At 45.4% G+C, this 23,285-nt stretch carries 18 protein-coding genes; all 18 read right to left on the reverse strand.

Going from position 1 to position 23,285, the window contains the following annotated elements:
* Nucleotides 1-56 precede the first annotated feature (56 nt).
* Nucleotides 57-1,031 (reverse strand): peptidylprolyl isomerase, encoded by a 975-nt coding sequence (locus AB4Z45_RS28500; RefSeq protein ID WP_441912756.1) that lies wholly within the window; start codon nucleotides 1,029-1,031, stop codon nucleotides 57-59.
* Nucleotides 1,032-1,215: 184 nt separating this feature from the next.
* Nucleotides 1,216-2,859 (reverse strand): extracellular solute-binding protein, encoded by a 1,644-nt coding sequence (locus AB4Z45_RS28505; protein ID WP_441912757.1) that lies wholly within the window; start codon nucleotides 2,857-2,859, stop codon nucleotides 1,216-1,218.
* Nucleotides 2,860-2,932: 73 nt separating this feature from the next.
* Nucleotides 2,933-3,829, reverse strand: coding sequence for a carbohydrate ABC transporter permease (locus AB4Z45_RS28510; protein ID WP_441912758.1), 897 nt, complete (start codon nucleotides 3,827-3,829; stop codon nucleotides 2,933-2,935).
* A gap of 46 nt (nucleotides 3,830-3,875) precedes the next feature.
* Entirely contained in the window at nucleotides 3,876-4,787 is a 912-nt protein-coding gene (locus AB4Z45_RS28515) for an ABC transporter permease (protein WP_441912759.1), read from the reverse strand.
* A 20-nt stretch (nucleotides 4,788-4,807) separates the two neighbouring features.
* Nucleotides 4,808-6,115: a 6-phospho-beta-glucosidase gene (locus AB4Z45_RS28520; RefSeq protein WP_441912760.1), complete on the reverse strand. Its 1,308-nt coding sequence runs from the start codon at nucleotides 6,113-6,115 to the stop codon at nucleotides 4,808-4,810.
* Nucleotides 6,108-7,094, reverse strand: a complete 987-nt coding sequence (locus AB4Z45_RS28525) for an N-acetylglucosamine kinase (protein WP_441912761.1) — start codon at nucleotides 7,092-7,094, stop codon at nucleotides 6,108-6,110. The genes AB4Z45_RS28520 and AB4Z45_RS28525 overlap by 8 nt, the downstream gene beginning before the upstream one ends.
* A gap of 493 nt (nucleotides 7,095-7,587) precedes the next feature.
* A complete protein-coding gene (locus AB4Z45_RS28530) occupies nucleotides 7,588-8,532 on the reverse strand; it encodes an EamA family transporter (protein WP_441880621.1) in 945 nt (314 codons plus the stop codon).
* A 217-nt stretch (nucleotides 8,533-8,749) separates the two neighbouring features.
* On the reverse strand, nucleotides 8,750-9,577 hold the full coding sequence (locus AB4Z45_RS28535) for a carbohydrate ABC transporter permease (RefSeq protein WP_441912762.1): 828 nt from the start codon (nucleotides 9,575-9,577) through the stop codon (nucleotides 8,750-8,752).
* Nucleotides 9,574-10,458 carry a carbohydrate ABC transporter permease gene (locus tag AB4Z45_RS28540; protein WP_430063207.1) on the reverse strand — a complete coding sequence of 295 codons (885 nt, stop codon included), beginning with the start codon at nucleotides 10,456-10,458 and terminating at the stop codon, nucleotides 9,574-9,576. The genes AB4Z45_RS28535 and AB4Z45_RS28540 overlap by 4 nt, the downstream gene beginning before the upstream one ends.
* Nucleotides 10,459-10,604: 146 nt before the next feature.
* Nucleotides 10,605-11,915 (reverse strand): ABC transporter substrate-binding protein, encoded by a 1,311-nt coding sequence (locus AB4Z45_RS28545; protein WP_441912763.1) that lies wholly within the window; start codon nucleotides 11,913-11,915, stop codon nucleotides 10,605-10,607.
* Nucleotides 11,916-12,061: 146 nt separating this feature from the next.
* Nucleotides 12,062-13,207: a response regulator transcription factor gene (locus AB4Z45_RS28550; RefSeq protein ID WP_441912764.1), complete on the reverse strand. Its 1,146-nt coding sequence runs from the start codon at nucleotides 13,205-13,207 to the stop codon at nucleotides 12,062-12,064.
* Between the two features lie 22 nt (nucleotides 13,208-13,229).
* A complete protein-coding gene (locus AB4Z45_RS28555) occupies nucleotides 13,230-15,038 on the reverse strand; it encodes a sensor histidine kinase (protein ID WP_441912765.1) in 1,809 nt (602 codons plus the stop codon).
* A gap of 249 nt (nucleotides 15,039-15,287) precedes the next feature.
* Complete coding sequence (locus tag AB4Z45_RS28560; protein ID WP_441912766.1) at nucleotides 15,288-16,874, reverse strand: glycoside hydrolase family 43 protein; 1,587 nt, start codon at nucleotides 16,872-16,874, stop codon at nucleotides 15,288-15,290.
* Between the two features lie 27 nt (nucleotides 16,875-16,901).
* Entirely contained in the window at nucleotides 16,902-18,893 is a 1,992-nt protein-coding gene (locus tag AB4Z45_RS28565) for a YjhG/YagF family D-xylonate dehydratase (RefSeq protein WP_441912767.1), read from the reverse strand.
* 28 nt (nucleotides 18,894-18,921) lie between these two features.
* Entirely contained in the window at nucleotides 18,922-20,385 is a 1,464-nt protein-coding gene (gucD, locus tag AB4Z45_RS28570) for an alpha-ketoglutaric semialdehyde dehydrogenase GucD (RefSeq protein ID WP_441912768.1), read from the reverse strand.
* Between the two features lie 31 nt (nucleotides 20,386-20,416).
* The gene (locus AB4Z45_RS28575) at nucleotides 20,417-21,292 is read right to left on the reverse strand and encodes a fumarylacetoacetate hydrolase family protein (protein WP_441912769.1); all 876 of its coding nucleotides are present in this window, start codon (nucleotides 21,290-21,292) and stop codon (nucleotides 20,417-20,419) included.
* 120 nt (nucleotides 21,293-21,412) lie between these two features.
* The gene (locus AB4Z45_RS28580) at nucleotides 21,413-22,174 is read right to left on the reverse strand and encodes an IclR family transcriptional regulator (RefSeq protein WP_441912770.1); all 762 of its coding nucleotides are present in this window, start codon (nucleotides 22,172-22,174) and stop codon (nucleotides 21,413-21,415) included.
* A gap of 288 nt (nucleotides 22,175-22,462) precedes the next feature.
* Nucleotides 22,463-23,281 carry an inositol monophosphatase family protein gene (locus tag AB4Z45_RS28585; protein ID WP_441912771.1) on the reverse strand — a complete coding sequence of 273 codons (819 nt, stop codon included), beginning with the start codon at nucleotides 23,279-23,281 and terminating at the stop codon, nucleotides 22,463-22,465.
* Nucleotides 23,282-23,285 lie beyond the last annotated feature (4 nt).

Raw genomic sequence — 23,285 nt, forward strand, 5'->3', positions numbered from 1 at the left:
TTGATAAAACCTTTTTGCATGTGCCGTTATGGATGTAGAAGCTGCCACAGCTAGACTTACCTGATCTTGATGCTGTCATAGACTTCTTGCTTAAGCTCCACTTGCGCCTCTTGAATCCTTTGGTTGACTAATTGTTCATACAACTGCTCTGTATGCCTTTTTTTCATCTCATCGACTCTGTCCTCATAGCTCGGTAACTCAGCTTTGGTGCTGTCGATAATCTTAATTAGGCAATAGGCCTCTTTTTCCTCATACACTTCGCTTATTTGCCCCTTATCAAGATCCATTGCAATTTCTCTAGATATACCGGTTGCCTCATAATCTAATCGGGTTGCTTGGTTATCAAATAATAGCGCTTCCATTTTAAAAGAAGATCCGTAGCTTCCAACGACTTTGGAGAAATCTTCTCCTTCGTTAACCCGTTTTTGAATTTCCTCGATCATCATCTTACTATCCGTTTCATCCATCGGGATCGAGATTTTCTCCACGTTTTTATTCCTAAATTTGAAATTACCTTTATCCTTTTTGTACATTTGCTTTAGCTTCTCTTCGGGGAGAAGAAATTCCGTTTCCTGCAGCTTTTCCTTCAATTTAATGATGAGATTGCTTAACAAATAGTTAAAATATTCATTCTCGGAGTACTGAATCGGTCCATATATCACTTTGCCTGTTTCTATTGACTCTTTACGTCTTTTATTTTCTTCCTTAAGACTTCCTATGAATGCTTCATAGCTGGTATCCGTTAGAAGTCCATTTTCCTTAGCTAGTTGAAGCTGCACCATAATGGCTGCAATGTTGCCCATCGTTTTTTGCTTGGCATATTCAATCGGAACTTCTTTGCCTAAACTGTTTGTCCAGAAATTCTCACTGTCCATGGCGCCATATTTATCATGAAAGTATTGAAACGAATTTGCAGCTTCATTCATCAGTTGAACCTTGAAAAAATCCACAGAAACTGCATCGCCATTTATATAGCCAACTACTTCATGAGGTCGTTTATATGAAGCAGCAATCATAACAATTGATGCCATGCCTATAACCCCGGACAACAAAGCTAAAATGAAACCTTTTCGATTCATTTTTCTGCTTCTGAACAATTCAATCCCCTCACCTTTCTCAGTTACTCCCAAAATAAAGATTGATCCGGCTAGCATGAATATAGGCCGGATCAATCATCTCATCGGTCTAAACCAGCGGTGATAGCCTAATGTCGCCTTATTTGCCGATTCTCTTTAAATTTTCCTGCCATTTCTCGGTCTTGTACTTCAGCAATTTGTCTAAGCCAACCTTCTGCGCGTCCTTCTCCGCCTGATCCAGGATCGCCAAAACATCCTCTTCACTCTTAGCGCTCAACACGGCCTGTGCCCGGGCTTTAGTGTAGATATCCACTACACTTTTAGCTATAATGCCTTCTGGAGAATTCGATGCCGGATCCAGATTGGAGAACTCTGTGCTGTTCATTTGGGTTTTCCAGGTAATCTCTGATTGCCAGCGTGTTTCCCAGTTCTGCTCTTCCGGAGAGAGCGTTTTTTCGAATTTTATCTTTGAAGTATCGATGTAAGAAGTATTGCTATTCCATTGCAGATCAGCCGTTGAATCCATCAACTCATTGCGACCAACCGGATCGCTAGTAAATTTGTCTGTGAAAATCGGTGATTCGTCCGCGTCTACACCTTCCCAGTACAAGCCTTCTGGTCCCCAAATGATTGTGCGTTGTCCTTCAGGACCCGTAAACCAGTCAAGGTAGGCGAAGATTCCTTCTGGATTTTTAGCAGCGGTAGTAATAACACTTACGTTCCAACCCAGCTGGTTGTAATTGCCGGGGTAGATTTTGTTCTTGTCCAAGCCTGCTTTATGAATCGGCCATATCATGAAGTAGCCGGCTTCTGGATCTTTCTCCCTCAGAATCGTGTCGCCTCGGACTCCATTCTGCGTTGGTGAAGGTGATGCATACACAGCCACGCGGCCTGTATTGATCTTCTCGGAAACCTGATCGCCATTCTGTGTAAAAGCATCCTGCGTCATGAGCTTCTCGCGATACAATTTATTAGCAAATTGCAGCGATTCGCGGTATGGCTGATCCAACAGCAGACTCTTAAACTCGTTGCCTTCCGGCACGCCCATTATACCTGTGAAATAGGCTGTACGGTTCTCGCCAAATGCGGAGTACATAGTGTCAACTCCCGCTGCGCCATCGCCCGTTTCAAACGGGATTACATCCGGATATTTCTCCTTGACCAATTTTAGATAGGAGTATAGGTCATCTGTTGTTTCCAGCTTTGGAGAGCCGAGCTCTGTGTAAATCTTCTTGTTAACGACGTAGCCGGAGTTTCCTTGCGGTGTGCTGGTATACCAGTTCGGGAATTGATAAAGCTTTCCGTCTGAGGAACGAAGCATATCCAGCGTCTCCTCACCAGCCCATTTTTTCAAGTTCGGATACTTATCCAGATAGTCATCCAAAGGAACTAGCATACCATTTGCACGCAGATTCTCGACTTCGGCGTCACGTTCGGTCCAGATTACATCAGGCAATTTGTTCGAGGCAATCATCGTACTAAGCTTCGTCTTAGCTGCACCGCCTGAATTAACCGCAGTGACGTTTACTTTCTTGTTTTCCTTAATCCATGCTGAAGCCTTGTCTCCGCCCCATTCCGGCATCGTATACCAGTCGTAATTTCCATAGAAGCTGAAGTCCAGCGGCTCGCTTCCCAGTACGAATGCGCTGTTCCCTGATTCATCTGGAGCGCTTGTACTTGCGTTTTTCGCAGGAGCTTCCTCCTTGCTGCATCCTGCGAGCACCGGTATAATCGCCAGCGTGCCAGCCAGTAACAGCATAGCCATCTTGTTTCTCTTTTTCATTTCCTTCAAACCCCTCTCATACGATTGTTATTGCATCTATCGTCAAAGCCTAGGCTTTAAACGCGCACGTGAACTATTCCTTCATAGAGCCGATTAGAACGCCTTTAACAAAGTATTTCTGAACAAACGGGTATACGATAATAATCGGTACTGTTGCTACCATCATCGTCGCCATTGTCAGCGACTTCGTAGTAATCGTTTTCATGTTCTGCATGTGTCCTGCCGCAGCGGAATCCATATTCGACATTTGTTGAGACATAAGATTCGAATTCAATATTTGCTGAAGTTTCGTTTGAATGGGAAGAAGATCTGCATTTGAGATGTACAGCCCTGGCCCGAACCAGTCGTTCCAATGGCCGATAGCAGTGAACAAGGATAGCGTAGCGACAACCGGGCCCGATAAGGGCAATACGATGCGCAGAAATATGCCCCAGTGGCTGCACCCGTCAATCTTGGCTGATTCTGTCAATCCGATCGGAAGCCCCAAGAAAAACGTTCGGAAGATAATCATGTTCCACACGCTGATCAGCCCGGGGATTACCATTACCCAGAATGTATCCATTAAGCCTAAATCGCGGATCAGCAAGTAATAAGGAATTAACCCGCCGCTAAAATACATTGTGATGATACAAAAGACCATATAAAATTTGCGCCCGACCAATTCTTTACTGGCCATACCGTACGCAAAGATCGCCGTAGCCAGTATCGACAGAACCGTACCAATTGCCGTCCTCAATATGGAAATGATAAAAGCGCTGACTAAACGATCATCTTTCAGCACGACCTGATAGTTGGCGAGTGTAAACTCCCGCGGCCAAAATGTGATTCCTCCCAGAGTTGTGTCCGTCCCCTCATTGAACGAAATGACAGTTGCATTCCAAAACGGGTACAAGGTGACAAAGCCTAGGACCGTTAGACAAAAGTACACGAAAAATGAAAGCAACTTGTCATTGAAGCTTGCTCTAATCATGGTAGCATCAACCTTTTCAAGAAAATTCTGTTACTAGCGCAGTCAATTACCATAGGCTGTTATCCGATTTGCGGGCCCAATAATTGGCCATTACCAGCAAACCGACGCTGATAACCGCTTTAAATAATCCCGCGGCTGTCGCGTACGAATAACGATTGTTCATGATGCCGATTCGATAAACATAGGTGTCAAGAACATCCGCTACATCACGGAGTACTGGATTTGCGCCAAGCAGCAGTATGTCTTCAAATCCGGCGCTCAAAAAATTGCCGATAGCCAGTATGCCGAAGATTACGATGACCGGTATCATAGAAGGCAATGTTATCCGGAAAATTTGCTTGAATCGGCTGGCGCCGTCTATCGATGCCGCTTCGTACAGACTCGGATCGATGCCCGCGATTGCTGCCAAATAAACAATGGAACCAAAGCCGATTTCCTTCCAGACATTCGTCGTGATTAGAATCGACCAGAAATATTCAGGAATGGTCAGGAAATTGATCGGATCATCAATGAAATTCAGCTTTTCCAAAAGGATATTAAGACTCCCGTTATCTACAGACAAGATCGAAATGGCATAACCAGACACGATGACCCATGAGAGGAAATGAGGCAAGTAGCTGACGGTTTGGACTATCCGCTTGAACATCATTTTTTTGACCTCATTCAGCATAAGTGCAAGCACAATCGGTGCAGGAAACCCAATACACAGCTTCAGAGCTGCGATGACCAGCGTATTCCGCATAACATTGCCAAGTTCCGGCGCGTTCAAGAACATCTGGAAGTGTTGGAAGCCGACCCAAGGACTCTCACTAAACCCCTTGAAGAGGTTATAATCCTGAAAAGCCATCAATACACCGTACATCGGGATGTAACTAAAGATAAAAATAAACAGAATCCACGGAATGACCATGATCTGTAGATCCCACTGACGGATAAACCTGACTATGGCAGTCTTCATGACTTGTTCTCCTTCCTGCGCTATTCTTTTTCGGGATAAAATTTAGGCAAATAGGCGCGGTTTATTTCCAGCATTTCGTCCAGCATCGGTTCAGCAACATTCGCAGATGGGACCAGCGGATGATGGGCCAAAGCGAGCAGCGCAAGCTCCCGTTTTCCTGAAACGGCAGCCTCGATGGTCAACTGCTCATAAGTCTTAACCGCATGAATCAATCCTTGAACTGCTTGTGGTACACGTGTAACAGCCATTGGAATGGGGCCTTGCTTAGTCACAATGCAATTTACTTCAATGCAGGCGTCTTTCGGAAGAAAATCGAGAATTCCCCCGTTAGGTACATTTAATGTTTGAATATCGCGGGTATCATTATAAAGCGATTTCATTAAACGCACCGCTGCCTCTGAATAATAGGCGCCTCCGCGCAGCTCCAGTTGACCAGGCTTCTCGGAAAGGTTCGGATCCTTATACAGCTCGAACAGCTCATCCTCAAGCTTCTTTACCACTTCTGCCCTTGTGCCCTCTTTAGCGGAGGTTTCAATCTGATCCTGAAGCATCTCTTTCTGAAGGTAAAAGTATTTGAGATAGTAGGATGGAATTGCGCCTAGTGCACGTATGAGACTGGCATTCCACGACGATTGCGGTACATTGATGGCAGAATAGCCGTCTCCATTCATCATTTCCTCCAGCCTGGATTCTCCGTCAACGCTGACTTGCGTTACCCAGTGCAGATGGTTAAGTCCCACGAATTCAGCATAGATTCGGTCGGAAGGGACATCAAACATCTCCATCAGCCACTTGTATATACCAAGCGGTGCATTGCAAAGGCCGATTGCCTTGATCCGAGAGTGCTTATTGATTGCCTCTGTGACCATGCCGGCTGGATTGGTGAAATTTAGCATCCAAGCATCTGGGCAAAGCGCTTCCATATCTCTTGCAATATCGAGTAAAGCTGGAATCGTGCGAAGCGCTTTCATCATTCCGCCAGGGCCGGTCGTTTCCTGCCCAATAACGCCGTATTTCAGTGGAATGGTTTCATCCCAAATTCGTGCCTGCAGCAAACCAACGCGCATCTGTGTTGTCACGAAATTGGCGTCCTCCAGCGCATCTCTACGATTGAGCGTTAGATGTACAGTGATTGGCAAGCCCGATTTCGCTACCATACGCTGAGCCAGAAAACCAACGATCTGCAGCTTATGTCTGCCTTCCGGAATATCCACCAGCCAAATTTCCGTCACTGGCAATTCGTTATGGTTCAAAATAAAGCCTTCAATTAACTCCGGCGTGTAGGACGAACCACCGCCTATGACAGCTACTTTGAGTCGCTTATTCAACGTTAACAGCTCCTTTGAGATCGGTTATTTTGCCAAATTGTTCGTACACTTCATCTAAGATTTTCATCCCGTCCTTCTCCATCGCAAGCAATAGGGCGCCTGTCACAGGCTCAAAAGTCAGTGGCTTCAACCGGCAACCCGGAGCGACCTTTTGCACCTCTTCCATGATATACGGATGGGTGTATCGACTATCCCCTTTCGTCAAAATGCTTCCCGCGAGGACGAGATCAAATTGCTCATCCTGCAAACCCAGTTTCTGAATGACGGCTTTCGCCGACATCCCTAATTCTTTACCTTGCGTTTTCAAAATTTGAATTGCTGTTTCATCACCAAGCGCAGCGGCTTGGAATAAAACCTCAGCGAGGCTCGGTGGGATCTGCTGGCGAAGATCGAGAAAGCCGTCAAACATGGACAATACCGATGAATATCCAAGTTTCTCAGGCACCATGGCAGTAAGCAATGTCATGTCCGTGCGACCTTCCCCTGAACGGATCGCAGCCCTGAATGCTTCGATAGCAAGTTCCCTTCCGCCTCCGAAATCACCATACTCATAGCCGAAGCCTCCAAATTGCTGCATTTCTCCGAACTTGCCGATGCCAGCGCAATTCATGCCGAAGCCACAAATGAGGACAACACCGTAGGATTGGGTCGTTCCTGCTCGCAGAGCAATAATCGTGTCGCAAGCAATATCATAATGCGGATAACCGAGTTCCTTAATCATTGGCCTCAATATGCGATAATCCGCCTCGCGATCTGCACCTGCCAGCCCGAAGAATGCATAGGCGATGTCTTGTTTTTGTAAGCCAGCTTGATCATGCGCATGCTGAATGGCATCCCGTATATTCCCCCGTGCCAGCTCTTCATTAATCTGATGATTGCCAGGTCCGGCTGTCCCAGTGCCGAATACCCGGCCCTGATGGTCGGCGATGATTGCCCGCGTAACGCTGCCTCCGCCGTCCACGCCCAAGTAAAAAGTCACAGTTATTGCTCCTCGCTAAATAATTTCTTTTAATTATAAACGTTTATAATTTAGGGTTAAAAAAAAGCCTCCCTTAACCCATACAAAGTGATTAAGCATCTATGTACACTTACCAAGATTAAAGCTTATATAGAAATACTCAAGCTCAATAATTATAAACGTTTATATTTATAGGAAGATATTAATTCATATAGCCCACACTGTCAATATACAAAAAAATATTTAGGATGCAATAGCTGGCGCTCTGCTTAACTGTTGAAAGAACAGGAAGATATTCATAATAGTCCTTCCAGCAAACAACGCATTTTACTGAAAAAAGGCCTTAAATGCGTAAAATATTCACAGTATAACAACTTTGCGGAGGATGCCTGGTAAGAAAGCCTCTGATCAAACAAGCGAAATTTTCTCTGATGCTTAACTTATCATCCACAAAAAAAAGCTCTGCACAGGCTTAACTCTTAGCCCATGCAAAGCTTCTTCTATCCACTATTTCTTACGATCCGAATAATCGCATCAGCAAGATACCCGCAAAGGCAAGTGAAATGCCGGTGATCTCTATCTTCGTAAACTTCTCTTTCACAACGAATCGTGTATAGAGCAGCACAATCAGAACGTTTAGAGCCGTGACAGCAGAAACTAGCCCCGCTTTGCCTAGATCAAATGCGGTTACAATAAGCATCATGCCGACAGCGTTAGTTGTGCCGACGGCCAAACCAATAAGAAACGTTTTTTTGCCGCTCCAAGCCGGTGGCTTATCGGTTAAACTAGCACTGGTCGAATGCTGTGACACACGCACTTCCCCCCGGGCAGTGACCGCACCCTGCAGCGACAACGCTCTTCTAGCTCTTTCCGCTTGCAAATCTCGCAGCCACCATATACCAAAACACGATGCGCCGGTCACAAACATAAAAAACATTGTAGGAAACAAATCTGCTTCCATAATTGTAGACCATTTGCCTGACAAATCATTTGCTGCAAACAGCAGCATAGCCAGCAGCCCCCACTGTGCTCCTTGCAAATTGCGCAGCGAGATGTCATTCGATAGCCGAACGAGAAGCACTCCGCCAACAATCACGACAAATGCAATGAATTGCATCGCATGGAGTTTTTCTCCCCAAAGTCCAAACGCAACGATCACAACAACGACTGAAGGCAATGCCGTTAGTATCGCTACAAGTGAAGCCTTGCCGACTGCAAAACCCTTGAACATGCTGGCATTCGCACCGAATGAAAACAAGCCCATTTGAATGCCTATCAACGCCGCGAGCGTCCAGTTCGATGAGAACACTAACGCGCAAATTCCATTTACGAGCGCTCCCATAGTGAACGCGCCGCATAGCAACAAGTTACGGTTAAGCGGCTTCTGACTCGTCCAATGGTACAGAATGCCTCGCAAGCCAAAACATAAGGCTGCAAACACTGAATAAGTAAGCCACATGAGTGCAATAAAGCCCCTTTCTTAAATCAAACCTATATGAAAGATATACAAAAAGGAAGCGGTTGTCTACACCGCTTCCCTTTTTAATCAAACGCTGCTAGTCCCATCTTGTTCTCCCTCGATAAAAACATTCCCTTTGGAATTAAACTTACAATTAGTGAAAAACGCCCGATTATAGAATCAGGCGCTTCTAACAATTCTATTGATTTAATACATATCAGCCTTTGACAGCGCCAGCAGCGATACCCTTGACGATATGCTTTTGCATAATAATAAAGAAGATGAATATCGGCACCAATGTGATGACCGTAAGTGTCATGAACATCGGCCAATCAACGGTAAATTCGCCTTTGGCTTTATAGATTTGCAGAACGAGTGTCGATTTGGAGGATGAGTTCAAAAACAGCATAGGTGCCAAAAAGTCGTTCCATATCCACATCGTCTGAAAGATGATGCTCGTTATCGTAATGGGCTTAAGCAGCGGAAAGATGATCCGCCAGAAGATGCCCCATACACTGCAGCCATCGATGACGGCCGCTTCGGGCAGCTCCTTGGGTATCGACTTCATATAGCCCGTCATTAGGAAAAAGACGAAAACAGAGCCGCTCGTGTAGAGAATGATCAAACCGGATATTTTGTCGATCAGGTGCAAATCACTCATCAGCTGGAACAAGGGAATGAGAGTCGCTTGGAAAGGAATCATAAATCCGGCAAGCAAATAGAGCATAGCAAATCGTGTTAATCGATTCGCATTGAACACAACCGGATATGCCGCCATCGCACCAATCAAAACAATCAATACGACAGAACAGACGGTGATTATAAAACTGTTCCAAAAGCTTTGCAAGATCGATGTTTCCTCGAAAACCTGGACATAGTTTTTAAAGATCCATTTCGAAGGAAGAGCCATTGGGCTTCTTGCGGCATCTTGCATCGTTTTGAACGTGTTGACAATGATTAAATAAAACGGGAAAAACGCTATTAATCCGGCAGGGAGCATGATGATGTCTAGAATCCATAACCGTTTTTCAAAGGTTTTTTTCATTGTATGCCCTGCTCCCTTCGTTGCATTACTGTAACTTGGAAGATAGCAATCGCTAACACAATTAGGAAGAAGACGATCGACATTGCCGATGCTAGGCCGTATTGGGTTTCAGATATTCCCCTTAATACGATGACTTGGGTTATCGAGTAAGTTTCATAGCCAGGCCCGCCCTTTGTCAATGCGAATGGAATTTCGAATACTTTGAGACCGCCGGTAAGCAGCAGCATGACGCTGACCGTCATCGCAGGTGCGAGCAGCGGAAAAGTTATAAACCGAATTTGTTGTAAACGGTTCGCCCCATCTATTGAGGCAGCTTCATAATAATCCTTCGGAATGGATTGCAGAAATGCCAAATACAACACTGCGTGCCATCCTGTTATCGCCCATGTTGCCACGACGATTGTTGACAGTTTCGCTAGCAACGGGGCGGATAGCCATGGCTGAGGCCCGATGTTAAACAGCTCACTAAGGACGGTGTTCAGCACCCCTGACCCAATAGGTGCAAGGATAAATCCCCAAATATAGGCAAGCAGCAAGCCGCTTGGAATCGACGGGAAGAAAAAGATGGCGCGATGAATGTTTCTCGTTAAAAATTTTTGATCCAATATCATAGCGAGCGGGATAGCTAACAACGTAACAAGCAAAGCCTTGCCAAAAGTAAAAAATAACGTATAGGAAATGGCGGATGTAATCGCATCATCACTAAATATCCGCACATAGTTTTTCAAGCCAATAAAATCATATGCCTCCGTATATCCATCAAAATTAGTAAAGCTCAAGAAAAACGATTTGATCAGCGGATAGATCGTAAACAATGAGTATATCGCTAGAATCGGAAGCAAAAACAATAGAAACTGTAGTTGACGAACATATTTGACCATAATTTGCCTCCTTTGAGACTTTGATTGATAATGTCGGCAGTCGATAAAACTGCATTGGAAGCATTCTATTAATAGAGGATCAAGGTGTAAATAGTTGAAGAGAGGGTAGTAGGTTTCAACATACCCTCTACTTTAACTAATTCCGATTATTTATTTTCCATTTCTTTCAGTTTCTTATCTAGGTAAGCCGTTGCTTGCTCCGGTGTTATTTTGTTTACGGCTATATCTTGGATCGATACAAGGAATTGGTTGCGCAGCGCTTCTTGATGTCTGTCCCACGATACCATTGGCAAATAAATCTTTCCTGCCATCAGCCCGTCGTTATATGCTGGTGCATACGCCGGGTGAACTTTGGTTTCATAGCCGTGAGCTGTAATGATACCGCCTGTGCCTTCCTCGAATTGCTTCAACCCTTCTTGTGTTGTCATATATTCGAGGAACAGCAAAGCTTCTTCCTTGTTTTTCGTTTTACTGTTAACAGCGAAACCTACACCAGGAGCACCGTTGTAATATTTGTTGCCGGGTTCTTTTCCTGGAATCGGCATAATTTCGAACTCAATATCGGGATTCGTTTTCTCAATTGTAGCGATGTTCCAAGGACCGCCAGGGAACATAGCCACGTTGCCAAGAGAGAACTCGTTCATCACTTGGTCACCTGTCAGTCCAATCATGTCTGGCGTCAAAATTTTATTATCGATAAGCCCTTCCTTCCACATCGTTAGCACTTCAGTCCATCCTTCAGCAAATGTCGCCTCGCCCTTAAACAGCTTCTCGTCAAACGTTGGGTCTTTCGATAGTACATTGCTGCCGAACATGGCGGAATGAATAATCGTAATATCATGCATTCTGTCATAGAGCGGAATGATGCCCGCTTCTTTAAGCTTCAAGCAGTCCTGGATGAACTCATCCCATGTTTCTGGCAATTTAGTGATGCCAGCTTTTTGAAACAATTGTTTGTTATAAAACAAGCCGCCTGCCCATCCGCTTTGAGTGAAGGCATATGTTCTTCCATCTTTACTTAGCATCGGTTTGTTACTGTCCAACATAACGGACATGAATGGTTCGTCAGTCAAATCGAGCGCGTAACCGCCATCGATAATCTCATTGCGGTTTTCTGCGGCAATGATGAAAATATCAGGTGCCGTATTGGACAACAGCATCGTCTGAAGCTTAGCAATATAATCCTTTACCGGTGGAGCGAATTGAAAATCGAATGAAATATGTGGATATTTTTCTTTGAAGCCGTCTATAACAGGCTTCATTTCTTTTTCGTTGTTCCATGCAAGTATGCTTAACTTAACTGGTTTAGGTGCATCATTACCCTTTTCAGCATTGTTGGTCGTACCTTCATTACCGGTATTGCCTTTATTCCCTGTATTGCTGTTTTTACCGCATGCAGCGAGCACGACTGACAAACAAAGGAGAGTGATAAGAAGCAGTAGAGACGTTTTCTTCATGTTTGATTAACCCCCATGTAATCGTTTTTTTGTAATAAGCACTTGTTGTAAGCACTTACATTTAGAGTGTAATATGAACTCGCTTGAATCTGAATTCATATTGTTGCATCATTTGTTGTCAAATGTTGCACTAGCAGCAAATCCGATTAATGGGGTCGAATAGACGATGCACGGTACTCTTTAGGCGTAACGCCGAAATACTTTTTGAAAGCGCGGCTAAAGTGACTCTCGTCTAAAAAACCAATATGCTCCGCGATGTGATTGTTCCTCCAATTCGTTCCAACGAGCAGTTCTGCGGCTTTAATCATACGCACCTGGATCACATAAGCCCAATAATTCACACCGAATTCCTGTTTAAACGCACGACTTAATTGATACTTGTCTATATCGAAGCGATCTGCCACTGATTGCAAAGATAAATCCTCTTGATACCGGGTTTCTACATACGGTTTAATCCGCCGCACTGCCTCCTGAAGCTTGGATCCGCTTTCCGAAGCAGGTGTTCTTACCGCTAGCATGCTCTCGGAAATTAGCTGTGGCAGAAATGCCGCATCTTGGGAAATTGAGCTGATTCCGACAGACAATGTGTGAGACGGTGATGACTCCGCTACTTTTTCCATCACAGATTCACTTAATTCCCTCAATAGACCGCTAGACAGATCGTCTCCCCCGCCGACTAGCACTACTTGCTCCTTGCGGTTTTTACAACACATAACACAGTGGATTTGGATGACCGCTTGTTCTTGCAGCAAGCAGGAATAATCTTGGTCCGATGGCAGACTGTTCTCGAATGTCAAAATAGCAAAACGTTCGATGGCGAGAAATTCCAGGCAGTCTCGGAAGTTTATCAACGAATTTGCTTCAATCTGTCCAGCGTATATCGTCCGATCGAGTTCACTGCGAATCGATTTCTGAGCATCCAATACGGACTGTTGAATCAGCTCACGCAAAGCATCCCGAAGCAATTCGGCATCGACCGGCTTTAACAGGTACTGGGAAACATGAAGTCGAAGCGCATCCCTTGCATATTCGAATTGATCATACGCACTTAAAATAATGGTACGAGGTATTTTTTCCAAATGTTGAATCCGCTTCAGCGACTCGATCCCGTCGAGCAACGGCATATGAATATCCATGATCATCAGATCCGGACGAAAGGTTTCTACCATGTTGGCCGCTTCTTCTCCGTCATATGCATGCTGCACCTCCGTAATCCCTAGCTCCTTCCAATTCATCACTTTATCTAAATATCTATGCAAAGATAATTGATCGTCCACAATAAGCAGCTTCACGTTCGCTACCTCCCCGAAGATATCACGTTCTGGGCAACACGATATAAACCGTTGTAAATTTCCCTTGCCTGCTTCTAATCTTCAGTCCGTAATCAGGTCCGAATTTCAAGCGGATACGCTGATTGACGTTGAACAGGCCTATCCCATCGGGCTTAAAGTCTTGTTGCTTCAATTGCCTTGCCAATTGACGGCTTCTGCTCCTTGATATCCCTTTTCCATTGTCTTGGATAACGATCATAATTCCTTTTTTGACTGTCATAACCCTAATCGTCATTTTTGCTGACTGTGGATTTTCGCCAAATCCATGAAAAACTACGTTTTCTACAAGAGGCTGCAGGATCAACTTGATCGTTCTGTTTTTTAGAATCGACTCGTCCGGAATAAGAAACTCGATGTCAATTCGATCGTCATATTTTTTGTTCACAATATAGAGATAATCCCTGACGTTCTGAATTTCTTGCTCCAGCTCCACCATCTCTTCCGATTGCTTCATGGAATACCTTAGCAAACTGCTCAATGACAACACCAAATGGTTGGAATCCTCCGTGCTACCACATACAATTTCGGTTTGCAGCAATTGCAGCGTATTGAATAGAAAGTGCGGATTGATCTGGGACTGCAGCGTTTTGAGCTCTACCTCTTTTAGTGCAATATCTGATTGATAATTTTGTTTGACCAACGTTTCGATCCGGATGACCAGTTCCCTAAATTTGTCGCCTATCAAATCCAGTTCGCGATACCTGTATTTATTGTTAATGATATAAATACTGTCTTCGCCAATCTTGTCCAATGTTGAGAGCAGTTGCCCAAATGGGCGGGATATCCGAGCGGTGTTCAAGATGGATATGAGGAGGTTGAGCAGCAAACAAAGATAAATAAAACCGATCAAGTTTGACTTCAGTGAGTCTGATTGTCCTCTAATGACAGACATCGGAATCGTAGAGATCATTCTCCAACCCTGAACGGCAGTAGGGTGGAAGATAACAAGTGTCTCATTTCCGCCAAGCTCGGTAACGAAACTTCCTGAGTCGCTGGCATAAATAAGCTCGATACCTGAGAAGTCAAGTTTTGTCCCAATTGCCGTACTATCCTTATGGGCGATGATAGTCTGCTGATTATCGATCATAAAGATGCTTTCATTGTTCTGATAGGAGCTAAATTCAAACATCCCGTTGATTTTGGCTAAATCCAGATTAGCAATGACAGCCCCAATCGTTCTAAGGGTATAATCTTTAACTGGAAGAGCGATCGATAACGTCGGCATGTTATATTTTGAAATATTATTTTCTAAGTAATAGTCCTGCGTATGGAGTCCAAGCGTAATGAATCCTTTGTTTGGAGTATCCGAGATCGCCTGCCTAAACCAAGTTTGTTCGGTGAAAGGATAATCCCAACGAAGTGATTTTCTGCCATCCAGGTTGTTTACATAGCCATTTTTGCCCAAGATCAAAACATCACTTACCATTGATTGCAAGGAAGATACGCCAAATGCTAGGTCTGCGATGTTCCTCTCATGCTGGATGCGTCCTGCGATATCCATTTCCCTGCCTGGGTTCATCAAGCTTCCAACCGAATAATGGCCTGTTAGAAGAACGAGCGGGCGAGTCGCTTCTTCAAGATTGAAGCTGAGCCCGCGTGCTGCCTGCTCCATTATTTTGTAGCTGGATTGTGTGACTTCCTTGGTAAGGCTTTTAGTTGAATCCTGAACGGATAATAGTCCAAGCAACAATAAAAGTAGAATGTTTACAATCAGATAGGAGAACATGATCGTTCGAATGATGGTTTTTCCAGTTAAGGAACTAATCAAGAATCTGACAGCATTGTTCATCATTCTGTCCCTCTTTCATATTTTCTGAGCCCATAAAAAGGAGTACCTCCCCAAATCTTCAAGTGTTAAGTAATCCACTAACACCGAAAGAAATGGGAAGGCCTTCAGATAAATAGTATTCAACTAAAAAATCTGTTTTTCCCAGCTGGATTTGTTGGTAATACCACCCGTGTCCACCTGCAGCTCTATTTACACTAAATCCACAACAAATTTATGGGTCGTTTAAGACGCAATGACTGCTGTAATCTTTATTTAATGATCCGTCTGCACAACATCATACTCATCATATCGAAAATAATCGAAATCAGCATGCTTGCGTTCCCCGCTTAAGTCTTGGACGCAAACACCAATAAAATTGCCTGTAAAACGAATATAATCAGCATATTCATCAGATAAATGGCTAACATCAAGCTGTGGGCCGATCACATTCCATTCCCCTGTCTCGCCCGCATACATGAACCTCGCCATTTCACGCTGAATACTGACCTTCAATCGGTATGTTCCATCCGCAATTGGAATATCCTGATCCAGTATTTCGTTATAAATTCCATTTTGTGATTGTACAATCCCAATACATGTACCTAATTCCTCGTGATGCGTCAGGCGCAAATAGACATAATCACGGGTATCGTAGAACAGAATCAATCCCGCCATTTGCTGATAATGCTCTGGACGGTATTCAATCGATGTTTCCGCTTCACAATACATCGATTGCTGTCTACGCGCGACAAGACTTTGGCGATGCGTTGAACTCATGGACTCCTGGCCGCGGAGCCGTAAAAATCCTTGCCTTTCCGTTAAGGATAGCCAATCGGGACTTGCAGGGATGCGAAGGGTGTTCCATTGCAGCCCAAGCTGTGCTCTATCAAAGTGGTCAAGGCTCGGTTCAGCAGGGAATGGATGTGTTGGCAATTGAGGTGCTTGCACCACAGATTGCGGCGAATTGGATCCTCCGTCAACAGCTATCCAATCATCATCTGTCCAATGACAGCGCTTAATGGCCGTTTCTCTGCCGAGCATACATCGCTTATCAATGACAGGACGACCGACGAGGTGAACCATATACCACTCACCGTTCTGCGTTTCCACTAGTGAAGCATGTCCCGCCTTCTGTAATTTCAATTCCGGCTTGCCAGCAGATGTCAAGATTGGATTCGCAGGATCAACTTCATAAGGACCATCGATATGCCGAGAACGCGCCATCGTGACAGCGTGTTCATATTGCGTTCCACCTTCAGCTGTCAGCAAGTAATAGTATCCATTTCGTTTATATAAATGAGGCCCTTCGGTTAATCTCAGCTGTGTGCCTAGAAAAATATTTTTCTTAGGACCAATAAGTTTCTTCTTTTCCTTCGAGTATTCCTGAAGAATAGTGCCAGCGAAAGAGTTTGTCCCTCTCCTATGATCCCAAATCATATTCACTAGCCATTGGCGACCATCCTCATCATGAAATAAGGAAGGATCGAAACCGCTGCTGTTCAAATAAATGGGCTCAGACCAAGGCCCCATTATATCGTCCGCCGTCACCATATAATTATGAGTATCCTTGAAGGCTCCCGTGCGACTTTTTACATCTGTATAAATAAGATAGAAAACGCCTTCATGATAGCTTAAGCATGGTGCCCACGCGCCACCGGAATTGATGTTGCCTTCCATATTCAATTGTGAAGAACGTGTCAATATCGAAGTGAGCGGACGCCAATTCACCAAATCCTTGGAATGGTGAACACGTACTCCCGGGAACCATTCAAATGTCGAAGTTGCAATATAATAGTCTTCTCCTACACGCAAGATAGATGGATCAGGATGAAATCCTCGCAGTATGGGATTGTTAATCATGTTCCCCAACTCTCCTTTAAATCTTGTTTAACTGTTCATTATTTCCTGGCCTTCTGCCGTGTTCATACCCGCTTCCAGCAGTTTGACGATTCTGTCTACGTCATAGACGCATCCCCGCCATGTGCCGCCGCTCGCTGCTTGCAGTGCAGCCCATAGCCGAGTGTCGTCAGGAAGATCAGGGTCTTTCGCGAGATCGGGATGAGGTTTTCTAGAAGCCAATACATTCGTTCCCACTTCAGAATCCTCCGGCACCTCACCGCTGCCTACCATTTCGACATGTCCCTCTAATTGACGGAGGTCGATACGGATGTCAATCCAATCGCCATTGCGAAGCTGGCCAACGGGTCCGCCAGCAAGGGCCTCGGGTCCAATATGACCTATACAAGCACCAGTTGAGACGCCCGAGAAGCGTGCGTCTGTAAGCAGTGATACTTCTTTGCCGAAGGGCAGATGCTTAAGCGCTGAAGTCAGCTGATAAGTCTCTTCCATCCCCGTACCCGATGGGCCGCGCCCAATGAGTACCATAATATCCCCGGCAACGATGCCTTTGTTTTTTATCGCATGGATTGCCGCACGTTCCGTCGTGAACACTTTCGCCCTGCCGACGTGGCGATAGACCCCATCACTGTCAACCATCGAAGGATCAATTGCAGTCGATTTAATAACAGAGCCCTCGGGACAAATATTTCCTGTCGGGAAAGTCACAGTCGAGGTCAGCCCCGCTTGTTTGGCGCGTTCCGGGCTGAAGATGACGCGGTTTGGATCAATTCCCTCGTTCTCCAGCAAATGCCGGCGCATGCGGTGGCGGCGTTCTGACGATTCCCACCAATCCAGCGTCTCCCCAATCGTATTGCCTGTTACCGTAAGCGATTTCTCATCCAAAACGCCAAGTTTGCGCATATGCAGCATAACCTCAGGTACACCGCCAGCAAGGAAAGCTCTCACTGTCGGGTGATGTTCTGGTCCATTAGGAAGAACGCTGACTAATCGCGGGACGCTGCGGTTGACTTCTGCCCAATCAGCGACAGTTGGCAGGTTGAGCCCCGCCGCATGTGCGATTGCAGGAATATGGAGCAGCAAATTTGTAGATCCGCCGAAGGCTGCATGAACGGCCATCGCATTTCGAATGGCATGATCCGTTATAATCTGGCCTGTCGTCAGTCCGCTCTCCGCCATTTTGAGAGCAGCTCTGGCAGATTGCCGTGCCATTTCCTCCCACACCGGCTGTCCTGACGGTGCCAGTGCAGCATGAGGAACGGTCATACCAAGAGCCTCCGCTATCACCTGTGCCGTTCCCGCTGTTCCTAAGAACTGACAGCCTCCACCAGGTGTCGCGCACGCGCGGCAACCAAGATCAGCCGCTTCCTCAAGCGAGAGTTCACCATTTGTATATCTCGCGCCAATCGTTTGGATCTTGCCTGCATCCTCGCCTTGGGTCGGTGGAAGCGTAACGCCGCCTGGAACAATTACGCCAGGAAGTTTACCCATCCCTGCCAGTGCCAACATCATGGATGGCAATCCTTTGTCACAAGTACCCACCCCCAATACGGCCGAGCGTTGCGGCAAGGAACGAATAAGACGTCTTAATACCATAGCCGCATCATTGCGAAACGGCAGTGAATCGAACATCCCCGTCGTCCCTTGTGAACGGCCATCGCAAGGATCGCTCACGAAACCCGCGAAGGGCACGCCGCCAAGACCTGCGATTTCCTCCGCAGCGGCTTTCATCATGATTCCAACTTCCCAATGCCCCGTATGATAGCCAAGAGCGATCGGGCGGCCGTCCTCATCTCGAATGCCGCCTTGGGTTCCAAGAATGAGTATTTGCTTTCCCAAAAGCTTCTTCGGATCCCATCCCATGCCAACGTTCTGTGTTAATCCGAATAAATCACCGCTTGGTGAATGACGAAGCATATCCGGGGTAAGCGGCAATGAGCCGCTTGGGCCTGGAGCATGCGTATAGATGTCAAAATAAGAATCGATATCCTTGCCCATTATCGTTTCGAAGCCTTCATTCATTTCACACCATCCATCCCTTGTGTTGTCGTTATGGCTTAATGAACACGGTTTTGATTGAAGTATAGAATTCAATAGCGGCTTGGCCTTGCTCCCTTGAATGCGAACTGGACTGTTTCATACCACCGAACGGTGCTTGAAGCTCAACACCGGCTGTCTCTGCATTAATACGGATGAGACCCGCTTCCATATCTTGAACGAACTGCAAAGCGTTTCCGATATTACGGGTATAAATGGATGCGCTAAGACCATAATCCGTATCGTTCGCAATCTCTATCGCTTCTTGAATATCATTCACTTCGATTAGTGCAAGCACAGGCCCGAATATTTCTTCTTGAGCAATCGACATTTTTGAAGTCACTTTATCAAAAATAGCTGGCGTGACATAGAAGCCATCTGATAATGCGCCCTCAGTTAGTCTTGTGCCGCCATACAGCAATACTGCCCCTTCTTCTACACCCTTGCTAACGTAAGATAGAACGGTTTCCATTTGTTTTTCATTCGCACATGGGCCTAACCATGTCTGTCCATCCATTCCATCTCCAACCTTCAATTCAGTCACCTTCTGGAGCAGCTTCGACTTGAACTCCTCATAAACATCCTTCACTACGATAACTCGGCTTGTCGCAGTGCACTTCTGGCCAGTAGAACGAAGTCCCCCGCTAATTGTCGCTTCAACCGCAAAATCAATGTCTGCATCTGCCGCAATTAGGATCGGATTTTTTCCGCCCATCTCCAGCTGATACTTAGCCCCGCGTGCCAACGCTGCCTGCCCTACTGCTTGCCCTACCGCATTGGAGCCCGTGAAGGTGATTCCGTTAATATCAGCATGTTCTGCAATTCCTTGACCTATGACGCTGCCACTGCCTACGATCATATTCAGAACACCGGCTGGTAAGCCTGCATCATGGAAGCATTGCATAACTTTCGCTGCTGTAACCGCTGTTTCCGTTGCCGGCTTCCATACGACCGAGTTTCCATATATTAATGCAGGTGCGATTTTCCAAATAGGAATAGCAACTGGGAAATTCCAAGGGGAGATCACCCCTACCGTTCCGAGCGGTGACCTTGTAGTATACAAGAATGCATCTGGATCGGAAGACGGTATAACATCACCTATTTTTCGCATGCCTTCTCCTGCATAATAACGCAGAATGGCCACTCCACGTGCCGTCTCGCCCTTCGCCTCGGGTAATGTCTTCCCCATTTCCTTCGTCATCGCTTCACCGATTTCATTCATTCTACTTTCCATGATATCAGCTGCTTTGAACAGCAAATTCCCCCGCTGCGATCCCGTTAGCTTACGCCATGCAAGCTTGGCCGCCTTTGCAGCTGAAACAGCATCCTCTAGATCCCGTTTAGTTGAATCCGGGATCATACCTACGACTTCGTTTTTATTTGCTGGACTTATACTTTTCTGCGTTCTGCCGCTCTCGGAGCTTCTCCACTCGCCATTAATGTAGTTGTTATATATTGCGTAATTTATATTTATCATTTTAATCTTCCTCTCTTTTTTAAATTGCTTTTTAGGCCAAAACAGCAGTATTTACTAGTGTTCCAAGGCTGGTGATTTCAATTTCAATGACATCTTCAGGTGCAAGTGTGAACTGATTCGGAGGAACGATACATGTACCCGTGAGGAGGATCGTACCATCGTACACAATATTATCCCTGTGCAGAAAGGAAACGAGTTCCTCCAGCTTGCGTTTAAGCTGTCCCGTGCTTGCTGATTCATCGACTACTTTTTTTCCATCTCTATATATCCGCAAAGTGATCTGCAGCTGGTAGGGATCTTGAATCGTTTCGGCTAATCTTATGACCGGTCCAATTGAGCATGATTGTTTCCAAACCTTGGCTTGCGGAAGATATAACGGATTCTCTCCTTCAATATCGCGGCAGCTCATATCGTTGCCAATAATGTATCCTACAATATGGCCTCGCTTATTTAAAACCAAACCAAGCTCCGGTTCCGGAACCTGCCAATTCGAGTCGCTTCTCAAGCAAACATTATCAAAATGGCCAACCGTCCGAGCTGCTGTGGATTTCATGAACAATTCTGGCCTTTCTGCATCATACACCTTGTCATAGTAGGTGGATGCATTCAGCTTGCCGCCAGTCGCCTCATAATTTCTAGCTTCCTTGCTGCGCGCATAGGTTACACCGGCAGCCCATACTTCAGGGGCAGCTACTGGCATAAGCAATTCAAGACTAGCAAACTCCCTGTCCAGCGGCTGATTTGAACGGATCAGATCATTCACGTCTTCAAGTGGTGTTTTTCCTGCCTTCTCGATTCGTTCAAGGAATGATATAAAGTCCGAATCCGCCAATTTGAATACCTTATCCTCGTCAGTTACTGCCGCCAAACATTGCTCTACGCCATCACGATATCGAATAATTCTCATGTTAACCTCTCCTTGTTTTATAATATAAAACGACGTTCTCAAATTATAATATAGATCGACTTGCTTTCACCGCATGTCGATCTAGCATTAACTCAATAGTTATTGCTCAGGAAGCTCATCTTAGAACTGATAACCTAGCTGGCGAGAAATTTCACTCGTTTCCTGCCGAATCAGGCCAATTAATTGTGCCAGTTCTTGATCATCAACGTGTGCTACCATGGTGGATATGCTCATCGCCGCTATCACTTGTCCGTTATGATTGTATATCGGAGCAGCGGCACACCGGACCCCCGGCTCATTCTCCTCATTATCAATAGCATAACCTTGCTTCCTGACTTGCTCCAACTCTTTCAAAAAAGCTTCGGGGTTGTCGATCGTCTTATCCGTAAGCTTAACAAACGTATGTCCTTCCGCAATCTGCACCTGTTCTTTGATAGACCGGAAAGCCGCCAATACCTTACCCACGGCGCTGCTATGCAAAGGTATTCTGCGACCGATACGTGAATAACGAATTGCAGCCTTATGCCCCTCTACTTTATCAATGTATATCCCTTCTTTTCCATCATCCATAATGACCAAATGTGTCGTTTGGCCAGTGGCGGCAGACAAAGCCCTAAGATGCGGTCTAGCGATTTCCCGAATATCAAAATGATTGAGAAGCAATTGCCCCTTCTCTACAAACCTCATCCCGAGGCGGTATTTCCCAGTCTGCTCATCCTGTGTAATGTAATCATGAATTTGAAGCGTTTTCAACAATGAATGAACTGTACTTTTGTGCAAATCCATTTCTGAGCTTATTTCAGACAGTTTGTACTCCATATGATGCTCATCGAATAAGTCGATAATTTTCAGTGCTCTATCCAATGCTTGAATGATGGGCATATTCCTTCGCTCGCTCCCCTCCTAGAAGTGGTTTTATATTATAAAACCGTGTTCTAAAATATTGTTGGGTAAATAATAGCAAACTCTAATTGCAATGTCTACCCTCTGTTATCATACAGCGGACCACCTTTTAAAAGCTAAAAACGCGGCACAGCTCAACGAATCTATTTTTGTTTCGATAACAAAAACAAAAATGACGCTCAAGAAATATCTCTTGGCGTCATCTTTATGTTCTTTTAAGGTGATCTCTTGTTTTTCTTACTGATATTCCTGCTTCCTTCAAGGCTCTCACTTCAAAACAGCTAACAAAGACTGGTGAATATACGAATTGGAGGCAACTAGCGTATCATCGCTCAGTTTAAATTCATTTCCGGCACGGTTTGATATCTTCCCGCCCGCTTCTTGAATAATAATCAAGCCAGCGGCGACGTCCCAAGGATAAAGCCCATCATGCCAAAATCCAGTCAATCTTCCTGATGCCACTAAACATAAATCAAGGCTAGCAGAGCCTATGATGCGCACATCTCTAGCTGCACCCGTTATTTTTGCTATCTGTTCCACTACAATTGAATTGGTTTTCCATTCCTTGGCCGGGAATCCCGTGCCGAGCAGAGCCTGATCTAACTCTTGCTCTTGGCCGACTTGAATCGAAATGCCGTTCAGAAACGCACCGCCATGTTTCCGGCCGAAATAAAGCTCATCCGTTACCGGATTATATACAACTCCGCATATCGGAACTCCATCCTTTATGATGCCAACTGATATCGCAAAATGGGCCATTTTATGAATAAAGTTTGTTGTCCCGTCGACGGGATCAATAATCCACCCGTATCCTGAAGGCGGCTGCAGCATTAAATGATGAGAATCTTCCCTGCAGCCATCTGTTTCTTCCGACAAAATCCAGTGGCTCGGATAATCATTCATGATTCGATTGCGAAGCAGCTCTTCGCTTTGCACATCTACTATTGTTACAAGGTCGGATTGATTTTTCTTTTCATGAATTTGAAGAGGCTGCTTCATGAGCTCCAAAATCAATGCACCTGCTTCTTTCACATATCGGACCGCATCCTGCATCATCGTATCTTCCATTTCTAGCTGTTCGTTCATTACT

Source organism: Paenibacillus sp. MCAF9, assembly GCF_052114265.1.
Taxonomy (GTDB): domain Bacteria; phylum Bacillota; class Bacilli; order Paenibacillales; family Paenibacillaceae; genus Pristimantibacillus.